This is a genomic window from Azospira oryzae (assembly GCF_004217225.1).
Lineage (GTDB): Bacteria > Pseudomonadota > Gammaproteobacteria > Burkholderiales > Rhodocyclaceae > Azospira > Azospira oryzae.
The window spans coordinates 1-25,205 of record NZ_SHKM01000003.1 but is presented as its reverse complement, the minus strand read 5'-3'; the positions used below and the strand labels follow the sequence as shown (position 1 = coordinate 25,205).

The 25,205-nt window shown below is 62.5% G+C and carries 20 protein-coding genes and 1 pseudogene; 19 read left to right on the top strand and 2 right to left on the bottom strand.

The features are described from left to right. Window positions 1-10: 10 nt before the first annotated feature. On the bottom strand, window positions 11-1,012 hold the full coding sequence (fliG, locus tag EV678_RS13865) for a flagellar motor switch protein FliG (RefSeq protein ID WP_014236839.1): 1,002 nt from the start codon (window positions 1,010-1,012) through the stop codon (window positions 11-13). Beyond that, window positions 1,002-2,753 (bottom strand): flagellar basal-body MS-ring/collar protein FliF, encoded by a 1,752-nt coding sequence (gene fliF / locus EV678_RS13860; RefSeq protein WP_014236840.1) that lies wholly within the window; start codon window positions 2,751-2,753, stop codon window positions 1,002-1,004. The genes fliG and fliF overlap by 11 nt, the downstream gene beginning before the upstream one ends. Window positions 2,754-2,890: 137 nt before the next feature. Here fliF and EV678_RS13855 point away from each other — a divergent pair, with 137 nt between their 5' ends. From EV678_RS13855 to EV678_RS13770, 19 genes and pseudogenes are all read left to right on the top strand, one after another. Next, a complete protein-coding gene (locus EV678_RS13855; RefSeq protein WP_130459957.1) occupies window positions 2,891-4,096 on the top strand; it encodes a sensor histidine kinase in 1,206 nt (401 codons plus the stop codon). 7 nt (window positions 4,097-4,103) lie between these two features. Next, window positions 4,104-5,528: a sigma-54-dependent transcriptional regulator gene (locus tag EV678_RS13850; protein ID WP_130459956.1), complete on the top strand. Its 1,425-nt coding sequence runs from the start codon at window positions 4,104-4,106 to the stop codon at window positions 5,526-5,528. Window positions 5,529-5,581: 53 nt separating this feature from the next. After that, window positions 5,582-5,905, top strand: a complete 324-nt coding sequence (fliE, locus tag EV678_RS13845; RefSeq protein WP_130459955.1) for a flagellar hook-basal body complex protein FliE — start codon at window positions 5,582-5,584, stop codon at window positions 5,903-5,905. Window positions 5,906-6,083: 178 nt separating this feature from the next. Next, window positions 6,084-7,961 (top strand): O-linked N-acetylglucosamine transferase, SPINDLY family protein, encoded by a 1,878-nt coding sequence (locus tag EV678_RS13840; protein ID WP_130459954.1) that lies wholly within the window; start codon window positions 6,084-6,086, stop codon window positions 7,959-7,961. A 38-nt stretch (window positions 7,962-7,999) separates the two neighbouring features. After that, a complete protein-coding gene (locus EV678_RS13835; RefSeq protein ID WP_130459953.1) occupies window positions 8,000-9,046 on the top strand; it encodes a class I SAM-dependent methyltransferase in 1,047 nt (348 codons plus the stop codon). 42 nt (window positions 9,047-9,088) lie between these two features. Further along, window positions 9,089-9,583 (top strand): methyltransferase domain-containing protein, encoded by a 495-nt coding sequence (locus tag EV678_RS13830; RefSeq protein WP_014236846.1) that lies wholly within the window; start codon window positions 9,089-9,091, stop codon window positions 9,581-9,583. A 73-nt stretch (window positions 9,584-9,656) separates the two neighbouring features. After that, on the top strand, window positions 9,657-11,357 hold the full coding sequence (locus EV678_RS13825; protein WP_130459951.1) for an HAD-IIIC family phosphatase: 1,701 nt from the start codon (window positions 9,657-9,659) through the stop codon (window positions 11,355-11,357). Window positions 11,358-11,367: 10 nt separating this feature from the next. Further along, window positions 11,368-11,604: an acyl carrier protein gene (locus tag EV678_RS13820; protein WP_043797977.1), complete on the top strand. Its 237-nt coding sequence runs from the start codon at window positions 11,368-11,370 to the stop codon at window positions 11,602-11,604. Then, a complete protein-coding gene (locus EV678_RS13815) occupies window positions 11,594-12,178 on the top strand; it encodes a GNAT family N-acetyltransferase (protein ID WP_130459950.1) in 585 nt (194 codons plus the stop codon). Before EV678_RS13820 ends, EV678_RS13815 begins: the two co-directional genes overlap by 11 nt. Further along, on the top strand, window positions 12,171-12,599 hold the full coding sequence (locus tag EV678_RS13810) for a VOC family protein (RefSeq protein WP_130459949.1): 429 nt from the start codon (window positions 12,171-12,173) through the stop codon (window positions 12,597-12,599). The genes EV678_RS13815 and EV678_RS13810 overlap by 8 nt, the downstream gene beginning before the upstream one ends. Before the next feature lie 94 nt (window positions 12,600-12,693). Beyond that, a complete protein-coding gene (locus EV678_RS13805) occupies window positions 12,694-13,347 on the top strand; it encodes a class I SAM-dependent methyltransferase (protein ID WP_014236851.1) in 654 nt (217 codons plus the stop codon). 9 nt (window positions 13,348-13,356) lie between these two features. Then, window positions 13,357-13,773, top strand: coding sequence for a sugar 3,4-ketoisomerase (locus EV678_RS13800; RefSeq protein ID WP_014236852.1), 417 nt, complete (start codon window positions 13,357-13,359; stop codon window positions 13,771-13,773). Further along, the gene (locus tag EV678_RS13795) at window positions 13,770-14,900 is read left to right on the top strand and encodes a DegT/DnrJ/EryC1/StrS family aminotransferase (RefSeq protein ID WP_130459948.1); all 1,131 of its coding nucleotides are present in this window, start codon (window positions 13,770-13,772) and stop codon (window positions 14,898-14,900) included. The genes EV678_RS13800 and EV678_RS13795 overlap by 4 nt, the downstream gene beginning before the upstream one ends. A 23-nt stretch (window positions 14,901-14,923) precedes the next feature. After that, window positions 14,924-16,021: a hypothetical protein gene (locus EV678_RS13790; RefSeq protein WP_130459947.1), complete on the top strand. Its 1,098-nt coding sequence runs from the start codon at window positions 14,924-14,926 to the stop codon at window positions 16,019-16,021. A gap of 20 nt (window positions 16,022-16,041) precedes the next feature. Continuing rightward, the gene (locus EV678_RS13785) at window positions 16,042-16,812 is read left to right on the top strand and encodes a DUF5672 family protein (RefSeq protein ID WP_130459946.1); all 771 of its coding nucleotides are present in this window, start codon (window positions 16,042-16,044) and stop codon (window positions 16,810-16,812) included. Then, window positions 16,809-18,548, top strand: a complete 1,740-nt coding sequence (locus EV678_RS13780; protein WP_014236856.1) for a type I secretion system permease/ATPase — start codon at window positions 16,809-16,811, stop codon at window positions 18,546-18,548. The genes EV678_RS13785 and EV678_RS13780 overlap by 4 nt, the downstream gene beginning before the upstream one ends. Continuing rightward, complete coding sequence (locus tag EV678_RS13775) at window positions 18,545-20,218, top strand: type I secretion system permease/ATPase (protein WP_130459945.1); 1,674 nt, start codon at window positions 18,545-18,547, stop codon at window positions 20,216-20,218. Before EV678_RS13780 ends, EV678_RS13775 begins: the two co-directional genes overlap by 4 nt. A gap of 323 nt (window positions 20,219-20,541) precedes the next feature. Next, window positions 20,542-21,189, top strand: a pseudogene (locus EV678_RS16610) (heme utilization protein); the annotation flags it as partial. Between the two features lie 36 nt (window positions 21,190-21,225). Next, a partial coding sequence (locus tag EV678_RS13770; protein ID WP_207222273.1) for a heme utilization protein occupies window positions 21,226-25,205 on the top strand: 3,980 nt, incomplete at its 3' end.

Genomic DNA, 25,205 nt, shown 5'->3' with positions numbered 1-25,205 from the left:
CCCTCTACGGCTAGATCATCTCTTCGCCGCCCTTGCCGCCGAGGACAATCTGGCCCTCGTCGGCAAGGCGACGAACGATCTTGAGGATTTCCTTCTGCTCGGTTTCGACTTCGGAAATGCGCACGGGGCCCTTGGCCTCCAGGTCTTCCCGCAGCATTTCGGCAGCCCGCTGGGACATGTTCTTGAAAATCTTCTCGCGCAGGTTCTCGGAAGCACCCTTCATGGCCAGGATGAGGGAGTCGGACTGGATTTCGCGCAGCAGCAGCTGGATGCTGCGGTCGTCCAGGTCCAGCAGGTTCTCGAAGACGAACATTTCGTCGAGGATCTTCTGGGCCAGGTCCGGGTCGTATTCCCGCACCGAGTCGATCACCGAAGTTTCGTTGGCCGAGCCCATGAAATTGAGGATTTCGGCCACGGTGCGGACACCGCCCATGGCGGACTTCTTGATGTTGGCGGAGCCGGAGAGCAGGCGCAGCATGACGTCGTTGAGCTCTTTCAGGGCCGCCGGCTGCACCCCTTCCAGGGTGGCGACGCGCAGGATGACGTCGTTGCGCAGCCGTTCCGGGAACAGGCTGAGGATTTCGCTGGAGTGGTCGTGCTCCAGGTGCACCAGGATGGTGGCGATGATCTGGGGGTGCTCGTTGCGGATCAGGTCGGCCACCGTGCTGGCATCCATCCACTTCAGGCCTTCGATGCCCGAGGTCTCGCCGCCCTGGAGGATGCGGGAGATGAGGTTGGAGGCCTTGTCGTCGCCCAGGGCCTTGGTCAGCACATTGCGGATGTAGGCATCCGTATCCACGTGCACCGCGGCATGCTCGTGGTGGATGGTGTGGAATTCTTCCAGCACCGATTCCACCCGGGCCCGGGGCACGGTACGCAGGGTGGCCATGGCGTGGCCGAGCTTCTGCACTTCCCGGGGGCCGAGCTGCTGCAGCACCGCGGCGGCGTTTTCCTCGCCCAGGGCGATCAGGAGTATGGCGGCCTTTTCCAGGCCATCTTCGCTAGCCGGCATTTACGCCCATCCAATCCTTGATGATGTTGGCCACAGCCTTGGGATCGGCGTGGGCGATTTCCCGCGCCTTCTGCATCTTGCCTTCGTAGGTGGCCAGGATGAGATCGCCGCCCATGGCGGTGAGATCCACCTCGACGTCCTCCTCGCCTTCTTCCCCTTCCTCCTCCTCGACCTCCGGCGACGGGGGCGGGAACATGGTGCGCAGAATGGGGCGCACCACAGCCAGCAGGATATAGGCAACGATGGCGCCGATGAGCAGATATTTCAAGAGGTCCTTGCCCATTTCCGGCGTCGCCAGCTGCTTCCACAGGGGCGGCTCGTTGTCTTCCTTCTCCACGGCGGTGAAGGCGGCATTGGCCACGGAGAGGGTGTCGCCGCGCTCCTTGGCGTAGCCCATGGCTTCCCGGGCCAGGTCATTGATCTGCTTCAGTTCTGCTTCGGTCAGGGGGCGGGTGGTGGGTTTGCCGTCCTTGGTGGTGTCCTTCTTGTTGTTCACCACCACCGCCACCGACAGCCGCTTGATCACCCCCACCGACTGCTTGACGTACTTGATGGTCTTGTCCACCTCGTAGTTGATGGTGGAGTCCTTGCGGGTGTTGATGGGCTGGCCTGCCGAATAGATGGGGGCCTGCACGCCGGCGGCGTTGATCTGTCCCGGCGGGGGCGGCTGGCCGTTGGTGGCGCCGGTCTGGGCCGTCGCTTGGCCGGCCACGGGCGGCGAGGTGATGGGGGCGGTAGCCGGCACTGGCGGCTGGTTGGTCAGGGCGCCAGGTACGCCCTGGGCCGGCGGATTGACGTTGGCCGTTTCGGAGGTCTGCTGGCTGCGGATGCTGATGTCCGGCGGGGTGGTGTTGGGGCGGTAGCTCTCGGCCGTCTGTTCGGTCTGGGAAAAGTCGATGTCCGCTGCCACCTGGACCCGGGCGTTGCCCGGTCCGACCACCGGTGCCAGGATGTCGTCGATACGCTTGATGACGCTGGCCTCGACTTCCTGGACGTACTTGATCTGGGTGGGGTCCAGGCCGGCCTCGATCAGCTTGCTCTTCAGCTGGGAAATCAGGTTGCCGTTCTGGTCGATCACCGTCACGTTGGACATGGGCAACTGGGGCACGCTGGAGGACACCAGATGCACGATGCCCGCCACCTGGGCGGGCTCCAGGGTGCGGCCGGGGTGGAGGTGCACCATGACCGAGGCGGTGGGTTTCTGTTCTTCCCGGACGAATACGGAAGGCTTGGGGATGGCGAGGTGCACCCGGGCGGACTCGACGGCGGCCACGGACTGGATGGTGCGACCCAGTTCCCCTTCCAGGGCGCGCTGGAAATTGACCTGTTCGGCGAACTGGCTGATGCCGAACTTCTGGTTTTCCATCAGCTCGAAGCCGACGGCACCGCCTTTGGGCAGCCCCTGAGAGGCCAGGCGCAGACGGACTTCATGGACTTTTTCACCGGGCACCAGGATGGCGCCGCCGCCCTCGGTGAACTTGTAGGGAACGTTGAGCTGTTCGAGGGCGGTGATGATGGTGCCGCCATCCTTTTCCGACAGGTTGCTGAACAGCACCTTGTAGTCGGGCTGGCGGCTCCACAGGATGGTGCCCATGATGAGGGCGGCGATGGCGGCGACCGCCACCATGAGGGCGATCTTTTGCTGGTTGGTCAGCCGGCCCAGGGCTTCGCGAAGCTTTTCGCTGATCTTGTTGCCTGGCTGGGAGGCCGTGGTATCTACAGTGTCCTGGGTTGCCGCCATCGATAGTATGTGTTTGCAGAGACTGAGGAGGGGCGCTGGGCCGGGAAGTCAGATACTAATCAAGCAAAAAGCGAAAATTTCTAAGAAATATTCTATATTGTATCCGCTTATTGCAATCAACTCTCGCCTTCTTTCCCATGTCCCCATCGTTGCCGGAACCCGTGCAGGAGCGCCCGGACGCCAAGGCCCAGGAACTCCAAAAAGCCTTCGACGTTTTCAATCAGGTTTCCCAGGAACTGACCCAGGCCTACGATGCCCTGCAGGGCCGGGTGGCCTCCCTGACGGCCGAACTGGCGGTGGCCAACGGCGAGTTGCGGCGTCAGTACAAGGAAAAGGAGGCTTTGTCCGAGCGTCTGTCCTTGTTGCTCAATGCTCTGCCGGCAGGGGTGGTGGTGCTGGATAGCGCTTTTCTGGTGACCGAGGCCAATCCGGCAGCCAAGGCCATGTTCGGCCAGGATCTGGTGGGTGAGGGCTGGTCCCGGGTCTCCGGCCAGGCCTTGGTACCCACCGGGGCGCCGGATGAATGGCAGGTCGGCAGTCGGCGGGTGAGCATTGCCAAAAGCCCTCTGGATTCCGCCGGCGGCCAGATTCTCCTGGTGCACGACATCACTCATGCCCATGAAATGAAGGCCAACCTGGAGCGCAATCAGCGCCTAGCGGCCATGGGCGAGATGGCCGCCTCCCTGGCCCATCAGCTGCGCACGCCCCTGGCCACGGCCCTGTTGTACAGCAGCAATCTGGGCAAGCCGGAACTGGCGCCCGAGGCCCGGACCCGCTTTGCCGACAAGGCGACGGAGCAGTTGAAGCGCCTGGAGCGCCTGATCCAGGACGTGCTGCTCTTTGCCCGGGGTGAAAGCATCGGCCGGGAAGCCATTCCGGTGGCGGCGCTGGTGACCGAGGCAGTGCAGGCCGTGGAGCCGTTGATGAAGCGCCATGGCGTGGATTTCCGGGTGGAGGCCGAGGTCGGCGACTTTATAATGATGGGAGCGCGCAAGGCCATTGCCGGCGCCCTGACCAACCTGCTGGAAAATGCCCTGCAGGTGGTGGAAGGGCGGACCGAGCGCCCGCCCCGGGTGCTGCTGCAGGCCCGGGTAAGCGAAGGGCGCTGTTACATCGCCGTCAGCGATACCGGGCCTGGCATTGCCCCCGAAGCCCAGGCACGGATTTTCGAGCCATTTTTCACAACCCGGGGCCAGGGAACCGGACTTGGCCTGGCAATTGCTCTCGGTGTTGCCCGGGCCCATGGCGGAACCATCAGTGTCCGCTCCCGGCCCGGAGAAGGTTCGGAATTTACCCTGGAATTGCCGGCGGGGCCGGCAAGCCAATTTGTCGTGGAAAGCTAGAAAGCAGATGGCGAACAACCTGCCCATCCTGGTCGTCGAGGACGATCCCAACCTGCGGGAAGCAGTGGTGGATACCCTGGAACTGGCCGGTGAGGCTGTCCTCTCGGCAGCCTCCGGCCCGGAAGCGCTGAAGGTCCTGGCCGAACGGCCGGTGGCCATTGTCGTCAGCGACGTACGCATGGAGCCCATGGACGGCATCACCCTGTTGAAGGAAATCCGTGGCCAGTATCCGCACCTGCCGGTGGTGCTGATGACGGCCTTCGCCGATGTGGACCGTGCGGTTGAGGCCATGCGGGCGGGGGCCTGCGACTTCCTCCTCAAGCCTTTCGAGCCCAAGGCCCTGCTCGAGCATGTGGCCCGTTACCGCCTGCCGGCCATGGGTGAGGATTCCGACGTGGTGGCGGTGGATGCCGCTTCCCGCAACCTGTTTTCCCTGGCCGCCCGGGTGGCCCAGACCGACGCCACCGTCCTGCTCACCGGGGAGTCCGGGGTGGGCAAGGAGGTGGTGGCCCGCTACATCCATAACCATTCCGCCCGGCGCAAAGGCCCCTTTGTCGCCATCAATTGCGCAGCCATCCCCGAAAGCCTGCTGGAAGCGACCCTCTTCGGTTATGAAAAAGGCGCCTTCACCGGTGCCAACCAGGCCCAGGCCGGCAAGTTCGAGCAGGCCCAGAACGGCACCCTGCTGCTGGATGAAGTGACGGAAATGCCTCTGGCGCTGCAGGCCAAGTTGCTGCGGGTGCTGCAGGAGCGGGAAGTGGAGCGGGTCGGCGGCAAGCAGCCGGTGCGCCTGGACATCCGGGTGGTGGCCACCTCCAACCGGGACATGGCCGAGGCAGTGGCCAAGGGCATCTTCCGCGAGGATTTGTATTACCGGCTCAATGTCTTTCCCTTGCTGATTCCCGCCTTGCGGCAAAGGCCGGACGATGTGGTGCCCTTGGCCCGGCATTTTCTTGCCGATCAGGGCGGCAAATCTGGCCGCCCCGGCCTCCTGCTGACGCCGGCGGCCGAACAGGCCCTGCGCGTCCATTCCTGGCCGGGTAATGTGCGGGAACTGGTCAATGTGATGCAGCGGGCCCTGATCCTGGCGCCCGGGGACCAGGTGGATGCGGCACATCTGCATCTGGTGGCCCGTCCCGGTGCTCCGGCCGCGGCCGCGCCTGTCTATGTGCCGCCGCCTCCGGTCATGATGGAGGCGCCCCAGCTGGCGCCGCAGGTCCCCCAGGCCATATCGGTCGAGGAGGACGGAGCTCTTCAGTCCGGCGGGAAAAAAGCCGATAGTATTAAAGACTGGGAACGGGAGCTTATCCTCGAGACGCTGGCCTCGGTGGGGGGCTCCCGCAAACTGGCGGTTGAAAAACTGGGAATTTCCGAGCGGACTTTGCGTCATAAGCTCAGACAGTACCGTTTGGCCGGTTATTTGAACGAATAGCTTTCAGGTTGGCCTGTCTTTTGCTATAACGCTGGTGACTGTTGGAGAAGCACATGGACACCAAAGGTATTGATAATTTGTTGAGTCAGCTGCGGAGCACCGCAGGGACCGCTGCCGCCAAGTCGGTGGATAACGCTGCCGCGTCGGCCGGTGGGGCCGATTTCGCCCAGGTGCTGAAGAATTCCATCGATCAGGTCAACTCGGCCCAGCAACAGGCCCAGTCCATGACTCAGGATTTTTCCGCTGGGGATCCCAATACCAACCTGCATGAAGTGATGATCGCCCTGCAGAAGGCCAACGTTTCCTTCCAGGAGATGGTCCAGGTGCGCAACAAGCTGGTTTCCGCCTACCAGGATGTGATGAATATCCAGGTGTGATGGGGATTGCTCCGATTCAGATTTTTTCGCATTCCAGAAAACGCACTCCACGGAGTGCGTTTTTTTTGAGTTTATTTCGTGGAAACTGCGCAAAAGGGCCGGATGGGCTTGATAATTGGGCGCCCGTGCCGTTATTAGCCAGATTCAGCCTTACTTTGACCGAAATCGCCGCTCATTCATGAACGCCCCCAATACCCTGCTGATCCAGGCCATTGAATTGCAAAACCAGGGTCGGCTCGACGAAGCCCTGGCCCTTTTCAACATCTGCCTGCAAAACAATCCGAACGATGCGGCGGCCCTGTATTCGGTGGGAGTCATCCTGCTCAAGCAGGGCAAGGCAGCCCAGGCCGTCCCCCTGCTGGAACACGGGGTGGCGGTGGCGCCCCAGTTCGCCCCCCTGTGGTTTGTGCTGGGGGCCGTGCGGCAGGCCCTGGGGCAGAAGGAAGAGGCTTTGCAGGCCTACGACAAGGCCCTGGAAGTGCGCCCGGACTATACCGAGGTGCTGATCAACAGCGGCGCCCTCCTGCGGGAATTGATGCGGCACCAGGAAGCCCTGGAGCGTTTCAACCGGGTGCTGACCTACGATCCCAACCACCAGCTGGCCCTGGGCAACTGCGGCATCCTGCTCACCGAATTCAAGCGCAGCACCGAGGCCGTGGGCATGTTCCAGCGTTTGCTGGCGATCAATCCCAACTACGATTATGGCTACGGCCTGCTCAGCTATGAGCGCCTCCATGCCTGCGACTGGACCGACTTCGCTGCCCTGCAGGAAGCCATTGTCGCCGGCGTGCGGGCCGGGCGGCGGGCTTGCAAGTCCCTGGCCTTCATGGCCCTGTCCGATTCGGCGGAAGACCATCAACGCTGCGCCCGGACCTTTTCCCAGCACCACTATCCCAAGGCCGAGCCCCTGTGGCGCGGGGAACGGTACCGGCATGAGCGCATCCGGGTCGCCTATGTTTCCCCCGATCTGCGGGAACACCCGGTGGGCCATCTGATTGCCGGGGTTCTGGAGCGCCACGACAAGTCCCGCTTCGAGACGGTTGCCATTTCCCTGGGCATCAATGACCAGAGCCGCCTGCGCGGGCGCATGGAAAAGGCCTTCGATCATTTCATCGATGCCAAGCAGATGGGTACCCGCAAAATCGCCGAACTGATGCGGGAGATGGAGATCGACATTGCGGTGGACCTGGCCGGTTTCACCGCCGATTCCCGCACCGACGTCTTCGCCTACCGGCCGGCACCGGTGCAGGTCAATTACCTGGGTTACCCCGGCACCCTGGGCCTGGATTACATGGACTACATCCTGGCCGACCGTTTCGTCATTCCCCCGGAACACCAGCGCTTCTACGACGAGAAGGTCGTCTATCTGCCGGATGCCTACCTGCCGACCGACTCGGGGGTGAAGATTTCCGAGCGCACGCCCAGTCGCAGCGAATGCGGGCTGCCCGAGCAGGGCGTGGTGTTCTGTTCCTTCAGCCACGACTACAAGGTGTCGCCGCCCGTCTTCGACATCTGGATGAACCTGCTGCGCCAGGTGCCCGGCAGTGTGCTGTGGCTGGTGTCGCGCAATGAAGTGTCCCAGGGCAATCTGCGCAAGGAGGCCCGGGCCCGGGGCGTGGATCCGTCCCGCCTGGTCTTTGCCGGGCGCGTTCCCCTGGTCGAGGACCATCTGGCCCGCTACCGCCAGGCCGACATTTTCCTCGACACCCATCCCTACAATGCCCACACCACGGCAGCCGATGCCCTGATGGCCGGCCTGCCTGTCGTCACCTACATGGGCAATGCCTTCCCGGCCCGGGTTGCCGGCAGCCTGGTGCATGCCGTGGGTCTGCCGGAACTGGCCACCAAATCCCTGGCGGAATACGAAGCCCTGGCCCTGGCCCTGGCGACGGACCCGGCGCGGCTGGCGGCGCTGAAAGCCCGCCTGCAGGCCAATCTGGCGACCCAGCCCCTGTTCGATACCGATGCTTTCTGCCGTAATCTGGAGGCTGCCTACATTGCCATGTGGCGGCGCAGTCAACTCGGGGGGGCGGAAGATGCCCTGTGCGGTACCTGAGTAGGTCGCTAAAAAAACTTAACTGGGGGAGTTGCCAATTGCAGGACAAGACTGTGAGCACTTTGCTTGGAGAGTTTTCCGAGCTGCATGTAGCACCGCTGGAGGCTCGCCTGGCGCGCCGTGAGCGGACGCTGGGGGACATTGCCCGGTTGGTCGCGTCGGCGGGTGCCGGCGATGGCCTGGCAGGGCGGCTGTCGGACCTCCTGCGGCGTGAAGGCTTGCTGGAAGGCACCGGGCTGGCACCGTCGGCGGTGGAGCGGCTTTATTCTTCCCATGTCGATTTCGACGTGGTCAATACCCAGAACGACACCGAGTTCGAGCTTTTCCAGAAAATGGATATTGTCGGCTGGTGGCGTGCCCGCCGGTTTTTCGAGCCGGTTTTCAAGTGCCTGTCCCATACCAAGGAAAATAGCTGGATCACGGTGGGTGACCCGTTCGGCGCCGATGCCTTCCATATGACCCGGGAAGGTTTCAAGTCGGTCCTGCCCACCAGCATTGGCGAGCACCTGTTGCGCCAGTCCAAGCAGCGTGGCCTGATCCGGGATTACCGGGTCGAAAATGCCGAAGCCCTGAGTTTCAAGGATGACTCGGTGGATTACGTGCTGTGCAAGGAGGCCTTCCACCATTTTCCCCGTCCCATGGTGGCGCTCTACGAGATGCTGCGCGTGGCGCGCAAGGCGGTGGTGCTGATCGAACCCCAGGACCCCCTGATCGACCATCCGGCTTATGTCGGGGATTGGCCGGCGGGGTACGAAGCCTCCGGCAATTACGTCTATACCCTGTCCCGCCGCGAATTGCACAAGGTTGCCCTGGGGCTGGACTTGCCCGCAGTGGCCACCCGGGGGCTGTATGACCTGTGGTACGAAGGCGCCAGCGAGATTGTGGCGCGGGAAGACAATCCCGAGTTCGTTGATTACCGCCAGAAGGTCGAGGCTGCCGAGACCCTGTGCGCCCGGCACCAGCAGAAATACAACTATCTGCTGGCCATCGTCTATAAGGAACGGCCGGATATCGATGTGCGGCAGTTTTCCGGGCTCTGGTCCATCACGTCCTTCCCTGGCAACCCCTATATTTCCAAGAAATGACCAATGGCCGCTGCGGATCGCCGCAACGGCTGGGAGCATGCAATGAGCAAGACGCTGGATCTGGGCTGCGGCCCCCAACCCAAAAACCCGTTCAATGCGGACGAACTGTACGGCATCGATGTGCTGGAAAACCTCGAAGCCAATATCCGTTGTGCCGATCTGGTGGTGGAGCCCATTCCCTTCGAGGACAATTTCTTTGACTACGTGACGGCCCACGATTTCATCGAGCATGTGCCGCGCCTGGTCTATGCGCCGGACCGGCGCAATTCCTTTATCGAACTGATGAACGAGGTCTACCGGGTATTGAAGGTGGGCGGCATGTTCCTTTCCCTCACCCCGGCCTATCCCAATGGGGTGGCATTTCGGGACCCGACCCACGTCAATATCATTACCGAGGAGACCTTCCCTCTGTATTTCGACAATGTGAATCGCTGGGCCGCCACCTACGGCTTCAAGGGCGCTTTCAGCATGCGCATTCAGGAGTGGCGGGGCCCTCATCTTCTGACGGTGATGCAGAAAGTCCCCCTGGAAAGCTGATACTCCCGTCGCCCGACTGGCGGGGCGTTGGATAGAATCGGGCTTGCCGCAACTGAGCGACGGAACGTTTGAAATGACTGCTACTGCAAAATTGCCGACCGAAAAGACCATCGAAGGGGCCATGTCCCTGTTCGAGGCCCAGGCTGTCCTGTTTGCGCCCCGCCCGAACCGCCTGGCGTTGCAGGGACTCGAACTTCCTGCGCCTTCCCGCCAGTCGGCAAGCGTCAATGTGTGGCGCAACCATGCCTTCGAGCCTCTGGTGCCCCTGACGACTCCGTATTTCGCCTTCTGCGGCTGGCAGGCCGACTTCCGTCTGGGCGGCTATGACGATTCCCTGATGTTCGTGGACCGGCAGGAGGCAGATGCGGAACTGTTGTGGCTGGATAGCGACCGTTTTCTGGCACGCATGGCTTTCGATGAATGGTTGCCCTGGCTGGAAGGGCGTCTGCATGCCTTGCGCAGCATGTCCAAGGCCCCCGTCATCATTGCCACCTGGCTCGATGAGGCGCCGCAGCGGGCCCGCTTGCAGTCGCTGGTGGATGCTTTGCCGGCCGTTTACTTCGCCGATCTCGGCAGCGTCTGCAGCGAAGCCGGCGTGCCCCTGAGGGATTCGCGCTCTGCGGCGCTGGCCGGGACTCCCGTGGCCAATGCCGCCCAGGTCCAGTTGGCCCGGGAGCTGGCCTGCCACTGGTTGCCTGGGGCCCTGCTGCCGCCGGTAAAAGCGGTGGCATTGGACTTGGACCATACCCTGCATGCCGGCGTACTCGGTGAAGAGGGCATTCAGGGCGTGCAGTTGACGCCCGGTCACGAGGCCCTGCAAAACTACGTCAAAGGCCTGCAGCAGCGGGGCGTCTTCGTGGCCCTGGTCTCGCGCAACGAGCGCGCCGACGTGGAGGCCCTGTTTGCCCAGCGCCAGGATTATCCCCTGCGCTGGGAAGACTTTTCGGCCACCGAGGTCTCCTGGGGCGACAAGGCCGCTGCGGTGGAGCGCATTGCCAAGGCCTTGCGCATTGCTGCCGATGCCGTGCTGTTCGTCGATGACAATCCGGGGGAACTGGCCAGCGTGACCATGCAACTGCCATCGGTCCATGCCGTCTATGCCCACCCGGACGCTACCCTGACCTGCCGCGCGATCCACTATTACCCGGGGCTATGGCGCTGGAAGGTGGAGAGTGACGATGCCAAGCGCATCCAGGATCTCAAGGCCAACGCGGAGCGGGATGTCCTGGCCGAACATGCAACCGATCCGGCCGAATATTTCCGCAGCCTGCAGGTGAGCCTGGTGTATCGCATCGACCCGGTGGCTCAACTGACCCGGCTGGCGGACCTTTGCAACAAGACCAACCAGTTCAATCTGGCCATGCGCCGTTTCAACCAGGCCGAGGTGGCCGAGCGGCTGGAGCGTCGGGATGCCTGCATTGCCAGCGTGCAACTGAGCGATCGTTTGTCGGATAGCGGCGTGATCGCGGTGATCGTGGCAGAGCGCCAGGGCGAATGCCTGTTGGTGGAAGAGTTGTGCGTCAGCTGCCGGGCCATGGGGCGCCAGCTGGAAGACACCATCATCCTGGAAGCCCTGCGCCGGATGCCGATCTTTGCCGGTTGCCAGGAGCTGGCATTCCGGGTTGCCCACGGTCCGCGCAATCAGCCGGCACTGGACTGGCTGGCCCGCCTGTTGGGCTGCGATACCCATCCAGAGGCTGGACTGCATAATATGCCGGCCCAGTTGGTGCGGGATTTCACCCCGGCTGCCGGCGTAACCCTGAACCAGGAGTAATAAGTCGATTATGGATCGTCAGAGAATTGAAGCCTTGGTACTGGCCGTTCTTGCCACTGTTCTCAAATGCGAAGTGAATCCCGACAGCTCGCGCAAGAACACGCCCCAGTGGGACTCCTTGAAGCACATCGAGGTCATTTTTGCCATCGAGGATGAATTGGGCCTGCAATTCTCGGAGGAAGCGCTGGCCGAGCTGAATAGCGTCAGCCAGATTGTGGATGGAGCTCTGGCCCTCCATGCGGCATGACCTGACTGTGGCGGGGCCTGCTTTCCGTCTGCGTCCCATCGACGACGGGGATGCCGCCTTGGTATTGGAATTGCGCAACAATCCGCAGCTCAACCGCTTCCTGCATGCCACTTCCTCCAGTCTGGCGGCTCAGTTGGCATGGCTGGCCCAGTATTATGAGCGCCCGGGTGACTACTATTTTGTGGTGGAGCGGCAGCAAGATGGTCTGCCCGAAGGGGTGATCTCGCTCTATGACATCGATGCCGCCGGTCATGCCGGGGAATGGGGACGCTGGATTCTCAGGCCTGGCTCCCTGGCCGCGGTGGAAAGTGCCTGGCTGATCTACCGTTGTGCCTTCGAGCAGCTGGGGCTGGACGAAGTGTATTGCAGGACCGTGGCCGATAACGCATCCGTGGTGTCTTTCCATGACTCCTGCGGCATCGCCCAGCGTACCCGTCTGCCGGGGCATTTCGATCTGGATGGACGGCGTGTGGATGCGGTGGAGCATCGGGTGAACCGTGCCGCGTGGCACGATCTGGCGCCCCGCTTGGAAAAGCTGGCCCAATTGACCGCGCGGAGGCTGTATCGTGCTTGAGTTGCCCCAGGCCCTGGCGGAGCTGCCCGAAGGGTACGAGTTCCACCATGTGGGCTATGCCACAGCTTCCCTGGAGAAAGAGCGCCCATTCTTTGCCTTTCTTGGTTATCGTCAGGAAGGTGAGGATTTTGCCGATCCCGTGCAGGGCGTGGCGGGCTGCTTTCTCGTCGGTCCGGGGCCCCGTATCGAACTGTTGGAGAACCTGCCCGGGGCCGAGACTTTGATCCCCTGGCTTAATGCCGGTATCAAGATGTACCACTTCGCCTATCTGGTGGCGGATATCGAAGGCGCCCTGGAGTGGGCCCGCAGCCAGCGGGCCCGGGTAACCGTGGCGCCGGTGGCGGCAGTTGCATTTGGCGGGCGGCGCATCAGTTTTGTCATGTTCCGTAACGGCCTGATGCTTGAATTCATTGAAAGATAAGGGCGGCCCACCGCCCCGGGGGAAGTGCGTGAGTACAGAAGAAAAAAGCAAACTGCAGCAGATATCCCAGGCATCCCTGTATTCCGCAGGGGTCATGCCGGCGGCCATCAGCTATTGTTTCCGCATCCTGCAGCGCCATCTCCAGGGGGACAGCCTGCTGGAAATGGGGCCGGCAGAAGGCGTGATGACTGAACTACTGGCCACCACCGGCAAGGCCATGACCATCGTCGAGGGCTCGGCCCTGTTTTGCGACAGCCTGCGCCAGCGCTTTCCTGCGGCCACCGTGGTGCATGCGCTGTTCGAGGAATTCCAGCCGACCCAGCGGTTCGATACCATTATCCTTGGCCATGTGCTGGAGCATGTGCAGGACCCGGTGGATATCCTGGCCCGGACGCGGCAGTGGCTGAAGCCCGGTGGCCGGATCTTTGCCGCCGTGCCCAATGCCCGTTCCGTGCACCGGCAGGCCGCCACCATCATGGGCCTGCTGCCCCAGGAGGATGCCCTCAACGAGATGGACCGGCACCACGGCCATCGCCGGGTCTTTAATCCGGAGTCCTTTCGGGCGGCATTCAGCCAGGCCGGATTGCGGGTGGACGTTTTCGGCGGCTACTGGCTCAAGCCGGTTTCCAACGGGCAGATCGAAAGCCACTGGACTCCCGCCATGATCGAGGCCTTTATGCAGATGGGCGAACGCTATCCCGATATTGCCGGCGAGATTTACGTCGTCGCCTCCCTTCCTCCGGTCTAGGAGATCGCCATGCCGTTGGCCGACTGTCGCATCCTGGATTTGCCAAAGATTCACGATCCCCGGGGTAACCTGACCTTTATCGAAGGGGGGAATCACGTGCCCTTCGACATCCAGCGCGTCTACTATCTTTACGATGTGCCTGGCGGCGCCGACCGGGGCGCCCATGCCCACCGCAACCTGCACCAGTTCATCGTGGCCATGTCCGGCAGTTTCGACGTGGTGCTGGATGACGGGCAGGAACAGCGCCGCTTCCATCTCAACCGGTCCTACTTCGGTCTTTATGTCTGCCCCATGATGTGGCGGTATCTGGACAATTTTTCGTCCGGTGCCGTTTGCATGGTGTTGGCTTCCTCAAAGTATGACGAAGCCGATTACATCCGGGATTACGATCAGTTCATGTCCGCGGTTCGGGAGCGTCAGGCGTGATTCCCTTTCTTGATCTCAAGGAACTCAACCGTTCCCTGGCCCCGGAGCTCCATACAGCCCTGACACGGGTGCTGGATTCCGGCTGGCTTGTCCTGGGCCAGGAGGTGGAGGCGTTCGAAGCCGAATTTGCAGCCTATTGCCAGACCGACTACTGCATAGGCGTGGCCAATGGCCTGGAGGCCCTGCACCTGATTCTCCGGGCCTACGACATTGGCGCCGGGGACGAGGTGATCGTTCCCGCCAATACCTTCATCGCCACCTGGCTGGCCGTTACCTATGCCGGAGCCCGTCTGGTCCCGGTCGAGCCTCTGCCCCATACCGGCAACATGGATCCGCAGGCCGTCGCGGCGGCCATCACGCCACGTACCAAGGCCATCATGCCGGTTCATCTTTATGGCCAGACTGCCGAGATGGCGCCTCTGATGGACCTGGCGGAGCGTCATGGCTTGAAGGTGATCGAGGACGCCGCCCAAGCCCATGGCGCAACCTGCCACGGGCGACGGGCCGGCAGCCTGGGGCATGCCGCCGGTTTCAGCTTTTACCCGGGCAAGAACCTTGGCGCCCTGGGCGATGGCGGCGCAATCACGACTTCCGATCCGCAACTGGCCGAGCGACTGCGGTTGCTCCGCAATTACGGTTCCCGCAGCAAGTACCGGAATGAAGAGGCCGGTTTCAATTGCCGTCTGGATGAGATTCAGGCGGCCTTCCTGCGGGCCAAGCTGCCGTTGCTGGATGGCTGGAACCAGCGTCGCCGCCAGATCGCGGCACGCTACGATGCCGAACTGGGGGCGGCCGGGCTGCAATTGATGCAGGAGGCCCCGGGCCATGTGTCAGCCCGGCACCTGTACGTGGTGCGCAGTCCCCAGCGGGATGCGCTGCAGGTGGCGCTGCATGAAGCCGGTGTGCAGACGGCGATTCACTATCCGGTACCTCCCCATCTGCAACCGGCTTATGCCGGGTTGGGGTACAGGGAAGGCGCTTTCCCCATCACGGAGATTCTGCACCGTGAAGTCCTCAGTCTGCCCATGGGGCCGACCCTTGATGATTCCCAGGTAACGGCGGTGATTGATGCTGTAAAGGCAGTATCCGCCCGTATGCAGCCGGCGCCAGCCGGCCCTCTTGCCTGACTATTGCATTTCGATTGCTGCCAATGACCACCGCCAAGAATCCCGTCGAGTTGATCAATGCCCTGGCTGACCTGAACAAGGGCATCCACGAAATTCTGCAGGATGCCTATTTCGATTCCCTGGCCATGCTCAAGCGCAGCCAGATCGAGAAGAAGGCCGCCAGCGGACTCTTTGGCAAGGTGGGCAAGGTTTATCTCGGCGAGCATCTGAAGAAGTGCCAGCCTCTGGCGGCGGGCCGGGAGTTCATCCCTCTGCCACCGGATTTCCTCACCGACCCCGATCTGCATTTTCCACCCGGCAGCCTGCTGTTCCTGACCAACAACGATGTGGGCAGGAATCTGCCGGTCTACATGGAGTTCTACAATCGGAACCCAGAGGTTCTGTTTGTCATCTGGGACTGGGATTCCCAGCACTGGATCCAGATGAGCGCCATGTTGGCGATGAACTGCGATTTCTATATCTCGGGGACTTCCGAAAACGCCTTCCTGCTGTCCCACTTCAATCCCTGCGTCATTGGCCCCGTTTTTATCGGCGTGCATCAATGGACCCGGAAGTTTGTGGCCGACCATTTCAGTGTGCTGCTGGAAGCTCGCAGCAACGAACCGTTAGGGCCTCATGCCTTCTACGGCAATTATCAGCGTCGCAACCGGGCTCTGGCCACCGTGACCAAGACCTTCCCCACGGTCGGGTTTGCCAGCAACGACTACAAGCACAAGTCGGATCTGGACAACTTTCGCGAGTGGGCAGCCCACAAGACCCACTGGATCGCTCCGGTTCTGGGCGGTGTGCCGATTCGGGTCTACAACGCCCTGATGGTGGGCGGGATTCCCATCGTGCCCTCCTTCTATCGCAATCTGCCTGAAGTGGCCTTGCTCGGCGATATTCCCCTCTATTACGAAGTGGCCGATCTGATCGATCCCCGGGCCATCAATGACCAGGCCGTCGCCCGTTTCGATGCAGCCGGGCAAAGCGGCCTGATTCGACGCGTTGCGGAGGCCCTGGATAAGCACCATATCGACAATCGTTGCGAGCAGGTCTTTCTTGCCGTGGAGCAGTTCATCGCGGCCATTGCCAGCGGCGATCGCAGCTACCAGGGCGGCTATCTGGGCCTGGACCAGTGATGATGCCCGGAGCGGCGGCCATGCGTAAAACCATCATCCTGGTTCCCATCTACAAGGACCGCCTCGACCCCCTGGAACAGTACTCTCTGGACCATTCCCTGACCGTGCTCGGCGGCCGGCACCCATTGCTCTTTATCGGTCCTGAAGGCCTGGATCTTTCGGCATACCAGGCCCGTTACCCGGGAATGCAGTACTTGGCCTTTCCCGCCGAGAACTTCGCCTCCATTCCCGGTTACAACCGCTTGCTGCTGAGTCCCGGGTTCTACACCCGGTTCCTCAGCTATGAGTATCTGCTCATCCTGCAGACCGACGCCATCCTGCTGCAGGACGAACTGGATTATTGGGCTGCCCAGCCTTTCGATTATGTGGGGGCGCCCTGGCCCGATGGTGTGGAGATTCTGGTCAATGCCGGGGTTTTCGATGGGCCGCGGGGCAAGCGGACCCGGGCCCATGTCGGCAATGGAGGACTCTCGCTGCGGCGGGTGCGCAAATGCCTGTCCCTGCTCCAGGAGTTCGGCGCTGCGGTGGATATCTTCGACCGCACCGGCTCCAGCGAAGATCTTTTCTTCTCCATCATGGGCGGGCTATCCACCGATTTCATTCTGCCCAATGAAGTGATGGCCTCCCGTTTTGCCATGGAACTCAAGCCTTCCTTCTATTTCGCCGTCAACGGTGGACAGGCGCCGATGGGCGGGCATGCCTGGTGGAAGTACGAGCCCGAGTTCTGGCGACAGTTGCTGCCGGAAATGCCGGAAGCCGTGGTGCAGTGCTTGCCAGAGAGGTCGACATGAACGCTGCCGGCAAACGCACTTCAGAGCTGTGGCGGATTTTTGGCCAGTTGGGTGGCAGTTTCCGCCAGGCGTTCTTTTTCAGCTGCTTCATCAATATCCTTGCCCTGGCGCCGGTCGCCTACATGATGCAGGTGTACGACCGGGTCATCTACAGCCGCAACTTCACCACCCTGGTGATGCTGACGGGCTTGGTGCTCGGGCTTTATGTGCTGACGGTGGTGCTGGATTACGTCCGGGCCGAGATCATGCTCCAGGCTGGTCTCAAACTTGAAGCCCTGCTGGGGGACCGCCTGTTCAACCTGGTGTTCGATGCCAGTTTGCGACGCCTGCCAGGCGGCGCAGTGCATTCCCTCTCGGACTTGCGCACGTTGCGCGACTTCCTTGTCAGTCCGGCCCTCATGGCGGCGCTGGATGTTCCTGTTTCCCTGCTGTTCCTGCTGCTGATCTACAGCATCAATCCGGTGCTGGGTCACTTTTCGGTGATCGGCGCGCTGATCCAGTTTGTGCTGACCTACGTTCAGGAGCGCCGTACCGATCCCCCTCTGAAGCAGGCGGGAAGTGCCATGATGGAAGCCCAGGGCTACGCCCACGGCGTTCTGCGCAATGCCCAGGTGATTCAGGCGATGGGCATGCTGTCCCATCTGCATGAGCGCTGGATGGTGCGGCAACGCCGTTTCCTGCGGTTGCAGGCGATTGCTTCCGATCATGCGGGGAAAGGGATGACCCTGGCCAAGGTCGTCCAGATCGGTCAGGGCTCGTTGCTGCTGGGTCTCGGATGCTGGCTGACGCTGAAAGGACTGATGAGTGGTGGCGGCAGCGCCATGATCGTTGCGACCATTCTGGGTGGGCGGGTGGTCCAGCCGCTGGTGCAATTGACCTCGATGTGGAAGATCGTGGTGGGCGCCCGCGACGCCTTCGATCGGCTGGAAAAGGTCCTGCATGACCTGCCGGCGAAGCCGGCCAGCATGAGGCTGCCGGCCCCCCAGGGGCATCTGACGGTGGAGGGCGTGGTGGCGGCGGCTCCCGGTGGCGGGGCGCCGATCCTGAAAGGACTGAATTTCAAGGTTTCTCCCGGAGAGATTCTGGCCATCATCGGCCCTTCCGCTGCCGGCAAAACTTCCCTGGCCCGGGTGTTGATGGGGGTTTGGCCTGCCGCAGTGGGCAAGGTGCGTCTGGACGGCGTCGACATCTACCAATGGAACAAGACGGAACTGGGGCCGCACCTGGGCTATCTGCCCCAGGATGTGGAACTGTTTGAAGGGACCCTGGCCGAGAACATTGCCCGCTTCGGTGACGTCGACATGGAGCAGGTGGAGGCGGCGGCGCGTGTCGTTGGGTTGCACGAGAACATAGCCGACCTGCCCGAGGGCTACGACAGTCAGGTCGGCAGCGACGGCTGCTTCCTCTCCGGCGGGCAGCGCCAGCGGGTGGCCCTGGCTCGGGCCATCTATGGCAATCCCAAGCTGGTGGTGCTGGATGAGCCCAATGCCAGCCTGGATGAGGCTGGTGACCTGGCCCTGGCCCAGGCGCTGGAAATGCTGAAGGCCCGCGGTGTTGCGGTGGTGGTTATTTCCCACCTGACCAGCGTTTTGCGGGTGGTGGATTCCCTGCTGGTGATCCAGGAGGGGGCCGTGAAGCTCTATGGCAAGCGCGATGAGGTGCTGGCCGTGCTCTATCCCCAGTCCATCAAGGGGAAAGCGGTGCCTGCCCCGGCTTCGGGAGGGAGCGGGGCATGAAAAAGCCGGAGTTCTTTTCCCGCAGCGTCCTGGCCAATGCTCTATGGGGCTTCCGCCGTGAGTTCATGGTGGTGGGGTTGTTCAGTTTCGTCTCGAACCTGCTGATGGTGGTGCCCACGCTTTACATGCTGCAGGTCTTCGACCGGGTCATGATCAGTCAGAGCGAACTGACCCTGATTTCCCTCACCATCATTGCCTTCGTCCTGCTGGGCATCATGGGTTTTGCCGAGTGGGTGCGTTCCTGGCTGCTGGTGCGCCTGAGCGTGCGGTTGGACGAATATTTGAGCACCGGGGTTTTTCAGGCGACTTTCGAGTCGGTGCTGAATCGTACCGGAACCCATGTGCAGAGTTTCGGTGATCTCACCGGCATTCGCCAGTTCCTGACCGGACCGGCCATCTTTGCCTTTTTCGATGCGCCGTGGACCATCGTTTACATCGGGGTGCTGTTTATCCTGCATCCCCTGCTGGGCTTTAGTGCCATTGTGTTTTGTCTGCTCCTGGCAGGTGTCACCTGGGCCACCCATTACTACACCCACGAACCTCTGGAGGCAGCTCTGGAGTCCAGCGGCCAGGCCCTGGGCTATGTGCAGGCGAAGAGCCGCCACTGTGAAGTGGTCGAGTCCCTGGGAATGGTAGAGAACCTGCGGCGCCGTTGGCGGGAGAAGCAGCAACGGGCCCTGGGGCTGAATCACCAGGCCCAGGAATGGTCGCACCGGCTGCAGGAAATCTCGAAGCTTGTGCGCTACAGCCAGCAGTCCCTGATCATTGCCATTTCATCCCTGCTGGTCATCGATGGCCGGCTGACGCCGGGGGCCATGGTGGCAGCCAATCTGCTGATGTCCCGTACCTTGGCGCCCATCGACATGATGGTTAACACTTGGCGCAATTTCATTACTGCCCGGGTTTCCTTCCTGCGGTTGGAGAAACTGCTGGAGAGAGGGGGGCGTCCTTCTTCATTGGATGATGCAGTACCGGAGCGGGCTGAACTGCTGGTCCGGGGACTAACGGCTACCGCCAGCCAACGGGCCAAGCCCATTCTCAAACACCTGAATGCCAGCTTTTCTCCTGGGGAGGTGGTGGTGGTGGTGGGGCCTTCCGGTTCCGGCAAGTCCACCTTTGCCCGTTGTCTGGTCGGTATCTGGCCGGAGCGGCAAGGTGAGGTTCTGCTCGATGGACGGGATGTGGAGGCTTGGGATCGTCATCTTCTCGGTCCCCGGATTGGCTATCTGCCGCAGGAAATCGAGTTGTTCGAGGGATCCATCGCCGAGAATATCGCCCGGTTTGGTGAAGTGGATCCGGAGCAGGTGGTCCGGGCGGCCAAACGGGCCGGCATTCACGAAATGGTGTTGCGGCATCCGAAAGGCTATGACACCCAGATTGGCGAGTCGGGGCATCTGCTTTCCGCTGGCCAGCGCCAGCGTATCGGCTTGGCCCGGGCCATGTACGGCGATCCTTTGCTGATCGTCCTGGATGAACCCAATGCCCATCTGGATGACGCGGGCGAAGGGTGTTTGTTGCGGGCGGTTCGGGAGCTCAAGGCAGAGGGCCGACTGGTTGTCATGATCAGCCACCGCAATAATGCAACAGCCGCTGCTGACCGGATTCTCAAACTAGAGGGCGGCTTGCTGGTGGCGGAGTTCAGGCGCCAGGAACTTGCGGTGGCTTCCTGAGTACGAACTGCCCATTCTTGTCACATCCCTGTGACGTTTCTGGTGCATAAGTCCTCTGTCACCCAGTGAATGGGCTGAACCTTTTCCGTCGTCCCGTTTGGGGATGGAAAGTCTTTCAATTTTTTTTCTTCCCTGGTCTAAAGTATTAGAGCTACCAGCCGTAAAACGACGTAACGATTCCCTTCGGTCTCGAACGGGATTGTGGGCACATTTTATGCTTGACGCCGATTTCATGTAATGAATCGGCGCAATGGTGTATCGTGTGCCTTACGTATCTTTACGTTATAAGTCAGAGCGCTGTCTTCCAAAAAAAGGGCAAAAAAATGAGTGTAATTTCCGCATTGAACACGGCTCAGATCGCGGCCCTCTCTACTTCGCAGATCGCTGCCCTTACTACGGCCGACATAGCGGCCCTGACTACGGTGCAAGTGCCGGTCCTGACTACAACTCAGGTAATGGCGCTTACCTCTACCCAGATTGCTGCCTTGAATACGGCGCAGTTGGTCGTGATGGAAACGGCTGACATCGCGGTGCTCAAGGTTTTGAATCAGGTTGGCTCACTAACAACCTCTCAGGTCGCTGCCCTGACGACCTCCCAGATCGTTGCGCTGACCTCTGCCCAGATCGGCGCCCTGAAGACGACCCAGGTCGGCGCCCTGACGACCTCCCAGATTGCTGCGATTGAAACGACGGATATTGTCGGTCTGTCCACTGCGGCGACCGCAGCGCTGAATACGGCTCAGGTGGCTGCCCTTACCACCGAGCAGATTGCAGTTCTCAAAACCAGCCAGATTGCCGCGCTGGAAACTCGCGATGTGGCTGTTCTCACCACTGATCAGATCGCCGCGCTGAGTTCTGCCCAGATTGCCGCCTTGCGTACTACCCAGATTGCCGCCCTGACGACCGAGCAGGTGGTGGCAATCGAAACGTCTGATGTTTCTGCCCTTTCCGTTGCCGCTGTTGCGGCTTTGGGTACCGATCAGGTGGCGGCGCTGACGACGGCGCAGTTGAATGTATTCAGCACCCGGCAGATTGCTGCCCTGGAAACCCGCGATGTGGCAGTGCTGACCACCAGCCAGGTTGAGTCGCTTTCGTCCTCCCAGATTGCTGCTCTGACCACGGCTCAGGTGGGGGCCTTGTCTACGGCGGCCATCGTTGCCATTGAAACTTCGGATATTTCAGCTCTGTCGGTAGCCGGTATTGCGGCGCTGAATACGGCCCAGGTAGGCGTACTGACGACCGAACAGCTGGGTGTGCTGACGACGGCCCAGGTGCGTGCGCTGGAAACCCGCGACGTGGCGGTGCTGACCACCGAGCAGGTGGTGGCGCTGACCTCGACCCAGCTGGGCGCTCTGACGACGGCCCAGATTGGCGCGCTGAACACGGCGGCCATCGTGGCGATCGAGACGACGGACATCTCCGGCCTGAGCACGGCAGCGGTTGCCGCCCTGACGACGACCCAGGTGGGCGTGCTGACCACGGAGCAAGTGGTGGCGCTGACCTCGAGCCAGATCGGCGCGTTGAAGACCAGCCAGGTAGGGGCTCTGACGACGGCCCAGGTAGTGGCGATCGAAACGGGTGACCTGACGGCGCTGAATACGGCTGTTGTGGCTGCTCTGACGACGGCTGCGGTAGCTGCCCTGACGACCGAACAGCTGGGCGTACTGACGACGGCCCAGGTGCGTGCGCTGGAAACCCGCGACGTGGCGGTGCTGACCACCGAGCAGGTTGCCGCTCTGACTTCCAGCCAGTTTGGTGCCCTGACGACGGCCCAGATTGGTGCCTTGTCCACGGCGGCCATCGTCGCCATCGAGACCTCCGACATCTCCGGCTTGAACACGGCCGCAGTGGCGGCACTGAACACCGCCCAAGTGGGCGTGCTGACGACTGAGCAGTTGGGTGTGCTGACGACGGCCCAGGTGCGTGCGCTGGAAACCCGTGATGTGGCGGTGCTGACCACCGAGCAGGTGGCAGCCCTGACCTCGAGCCAGTTTGGCGCCCTGACGACGGCCCAGATCGGTGCCTTGTCCACGGCGGCCATCGTTTCCATCGAGACCTCTGATATTGCCGGCCTGTCTACAGCGGCAGTGGCGGCGCTGAACACCGCCCAGATTGCGGTGCTGACGACCGAACAGCTGGGCGTGCTGACGACGGCCCAGGTGCGTGCCCTGGAAACCCGCGACATCGCGGTGCTGACGACGGCCCAGGTGGAAGCCTTGACCTCGACCCAGCTGGGTGCTCTGACGACGGCCCAGATTGGTGCGCTGAACACGGCGGCCATTGTGGCGATCGAGACGACGGACATCTCCGGCCTGAGCACGGCAGCGGTTGCCGCCTTGACGACGACCCAGGTGGGCGTGCTGACCACGGAACAGGTGGTGGCGCTGACCTCGAGCCAGATCGGTGCGTTGAAGACCAGCCAGATTGGCGCCTTGTCCACGGCGGCCATCGTTGCCATCGAGACCTCCGACATCTCCGGCCTGAACACGGCGGCAGTGGCGGCGCTCAACACCGCCCAGATCGCGGTGCTGACGACCGAACAGCTGGGCGTGCTGACGACGGCCCAGGTGCGTGCGCTGGAAACCCGCGACGTGGCGGTGCTGACCACCGAGCAGGTGGTGGCGCTGACCTCGACCCAGCTGGGCGCCCTGACCACGGCCCAGATTGGCGCGCTGAACACGGCGGCCATCGTGGCGATCGAGACGACGGACATCTCCGGCCTGAGCACGGCAGCGGTTGCGGCCCTGACGACGACCCAGGTGGGCGTGCTGACCACGGAACAAGTGGTGGCGCTGACCTCGAGCCAGATCGGCGCGTTGAAGACCAGCCAGGTAGGGGCCCTGACGACGGCCCAGGTAGTGGCGATCGAAACAGGCGACCTGACGGCGCTGAACACGGCCGCGGTGGCTGCCCTGACGACGGCTGCGGTGGCTGCCCTGACGACGGAGCAGATCGGCGTCCTCAAGACGAGCCAGATTGCGGCCCTGGAAACCCGTGATGTGGCGGTGCTCACCACCGACCAGGTCACTGCCCTGACTTCCAGCCAACTGGGAGCCCTGACGACGGCCCAGATCGGTGCCTTGTCCACGGCGGCCATCGTGGCGATCGAGACGACGGACATCTCCGGCCTGAGTACGGCCGCAGTGGCGGCGCTCAACACCGCCCAGATTGCGGTACTGACGACCGAACAGCTGGGTGTGCTGACGACGGCCCAGGTGCGTGCGCTGGAAACCCGTGACGTGGCGGTGCTGACCACCGAGCAGGTGGTGGCCCTGACCTCGACCCAGCTGGGTGCTCTGACCACGGCCCAGATTGGTGCGCTGAACACGGCGGCCATTGTGGCGATCGAGACGACGGACATCTCCGGCCTGAGCACGGCAGCGGTTGCCGCCTTGACGACGACCCAGGTGGGCGTGCTGACCACGGAACAGGTGGTGGCGCTGACCTCGAGCCAGATCGGTGCGTTGAAGACCAGCCAGGTAGGGGCCCTGACGACGGCCCAGGTAGTGGCGATCGAAACGGGTGACCTGACGGCGCTGAACACGGCCGCGGTGGCTGCCCTGACGACGGCTGCGGTGGCTGCCCTGACGACGGAGCAGATCGGCGTCCTCAAGACGAGCCAGATTGCCGCCCTGGAAACCCGCGACGTGGCGGTACTGACCACGGAACAGGTGGTGGCGCTGACTTCGAGCCAGATTGCCGCCCTGACCACGGCTCAGATCGGTGCTCTGACCACGGCCCAGATCGTGGCCATCGAAACCACTGATATCACTGCACTTACGACTTCCCTGTCCGCAGCCCAAATTGCCTCCTTGACGACGGCACAGGTGGCTGCCCTGACGACGGAACAGATCGGTGTCCTCAAGACGAGCCAGATTGCCGCCCTGGAAACCCGTGACGTGGCGGTGCTGAATACCGAGCAGGTGGCTGCTTTGAGTTCGGCTCAACTGGGTGCCCTGACGACGGCCCAGATTGGCGCCTTGTCCACCGCAGCGATCGTTGCCATCGAGACGACGGACATCTCCGGCCTGAACACGGCCGCGGTGGCGGCGCTCAACACCGCCCAAGTGGGCGTGCTGACGACCGAACAGCTGGGCGTGCTGACGACGGCCCAGGTGCGTGCGCTGGAAACCCGCGACGTGGCGGTGCTGACGACCGAGCAGGTGGTGGCGCTGACCTCGACCCAGCTGGGCGCCCTGACTACGGCCCAGATTGGCGCGCTGAACACGGCGGCCATCGTGGCGATCGAGACGACGGACATCTCCGGCCTGAGCACGGCAGCGGTTGCCGCCCTGACGACGACCCAGGTGGGCGTGCTGACCACGGAACAAGTGGTGGCCCTGACCTCGAGCCAGATCGGCGCGTTGAAGACCAGTCAGGTAGGGGCCCTGACGACGGCCCAGGTAGTGGCGATCGAAACGGGCGACCTGACGGCGCTGAACACGGCTGCGGTGGCTGCCCTGACGACGGCTGCGGTGGCTGCCCTGACGACGGAACAGATCGGCGTCCTCAAGACGAGCCAGATTGCCGCCCTGGAAACCCGTGATGTGGCAGTGCTCACCACCGACCAGGTCACTGCCCTGACTTCCAGCCAACTAGGCGCCCTGACGACGGCCCAGGTAGGCGCGCTGAACACGGCGGCCATCGTTGCCATCGAGACCTCCGACATCTCCGGCCTGAACACGGCGGCAGTGGCAGCGCTCAACACCGCCCAAGTGGGCGTGCTGACGACCGAACAGCTGGGCGTGCTGACGACGGCCCAGGTGCGTGCGCTGGAAACCCGTGACGTGGCGGTGCTGACGACGGCCCAGGTAGAAGCCTTGACTTCGACCCAGCTGGGTGCCCTGACGACGGCCCAGATCGGTGCCTTGTCCACCGCAGCGATCGTTGCCATCGAGACGACGGACATCTCCGGCCTGAGCACGGCGGCAGTGGCGGCGCTGAACACCGCCCAGATCGCGGTGCTGACGACCGAACAGCTGGGCGT

Excerpts from the sequence above, each read along its gene's own strand:
- fliG (WP_014236839.1), bottom strand. The coding sequence starts at position 1,012 with ATGCCGGCTAGCGAAGATGGCCTGGAAAAGGCCGCCATACTCCTGATC.
- fliF (WP_014236840.1), bottom strand. The coding sequence starts at position 2,753 with ATGGCGGCAACCCAGGACACTGTAGATACCACGGCCTCCCAGCCAGGC.
- EV678_RS13855 (WP_130459957.1), top strand. The coding sequence starts at position 2,891 with ATGTCCCCATCGTTGCCGGAACCCGTGCAGGAGCGCCCGGACGCCAAG.
- EV678_RS13850 (WP_130459956.1), top strand. The coding sequence starts at position 4,104 with ATGGCGAACAACCTGCCCATCCTGGTCGTCGAGGACGATCCCAACCTG.
- fliE (WP_130459955.1), top strand. The coding sequence starts at position 5,582 with ATGGACACCAAAGGTATTGATAATTTGTTGAGTCAGCTGCGGAGCACC.
- EV678_RS13840 (WP_130459954.1), top strand. The coding sequence starts at position 6,084 with ATGAACGCCCCCAATACCCTGCTGATCCAGGCCATTGAATTGCAAAAC.
- EV678_RS13830 (WP_014236846.1), top strand. The coding sequence starts at position 9,089 with ATGAGCAAGACGCTGGATCTGGGCTGCGGCCCCCAACCCAAAAACCCG.
- EV678_RS13825 (WP_130459951.1), top strand. The coding sequence starts at position 9,657 with ATGACTGCTACTGCAAAATTGCCGACCGAAAAGACCATCGAAGGGGCC.
- EV678_RS13820 (WP_043797977.1), top strand. The coding sequence starts at position 11,368 with ATGGATCGTCAGAGAATTGAAGCCTTGGTACTGGCCGTTCTTGCCACT.
- EV678_RS13815 (WP_130459950.1), top strand. The coding sequence starts at position 11,594 with ATGCGGCATGACCTGACTGTGGCGGGGCCTGCTTTCCGTCTGCGTCCC.
- EV678_RS13805 (WP_014236851.1), top strand. The coding sequence starts at position 12,694 with ATGCCGGCGGCCATCAGCTATTGTTTCCGCATCCTGCAGCGCCATCTC.
- EV678_RS13800 (WP_014236852.1), top strand. The coding sequence starts at position 13,357 with ATGCCGTTGGCCGACTGTCGCATCCTGGATTTGCCAAAGATTCACGAT.
- EV678_RS13790 (WP_130459947.1), top strand. The coding sequence starts at position 14,924 with ATGACCACCGCCAAGAATCCCGTCGAGTTGATCAATGCCCTGGCTGAC.
- EV678_RS13785 (WP_130459946.1), top strand. The coding sequence starts at position 16,042 with ATGCGTAAAACCATCATCCTGGTTCCCATCTACAAGGACCGCCTCGAC.
- EV678_RS13780 (WP_014236856.1), top strand. The coding sequence starts at position 16,809 with ATGAACGCTGCCGGCAAACGCACTTCAGAGCTGTGGCGGATTTTTGGC.
- EV678_RS13775 (WP_130459945.1), top strand. The coding sequence starts at position 18,545 with ATGAAAAAGCCGGAGTTCTTTTCCCGCAGCGTCCTGGCCAATGCTCTA.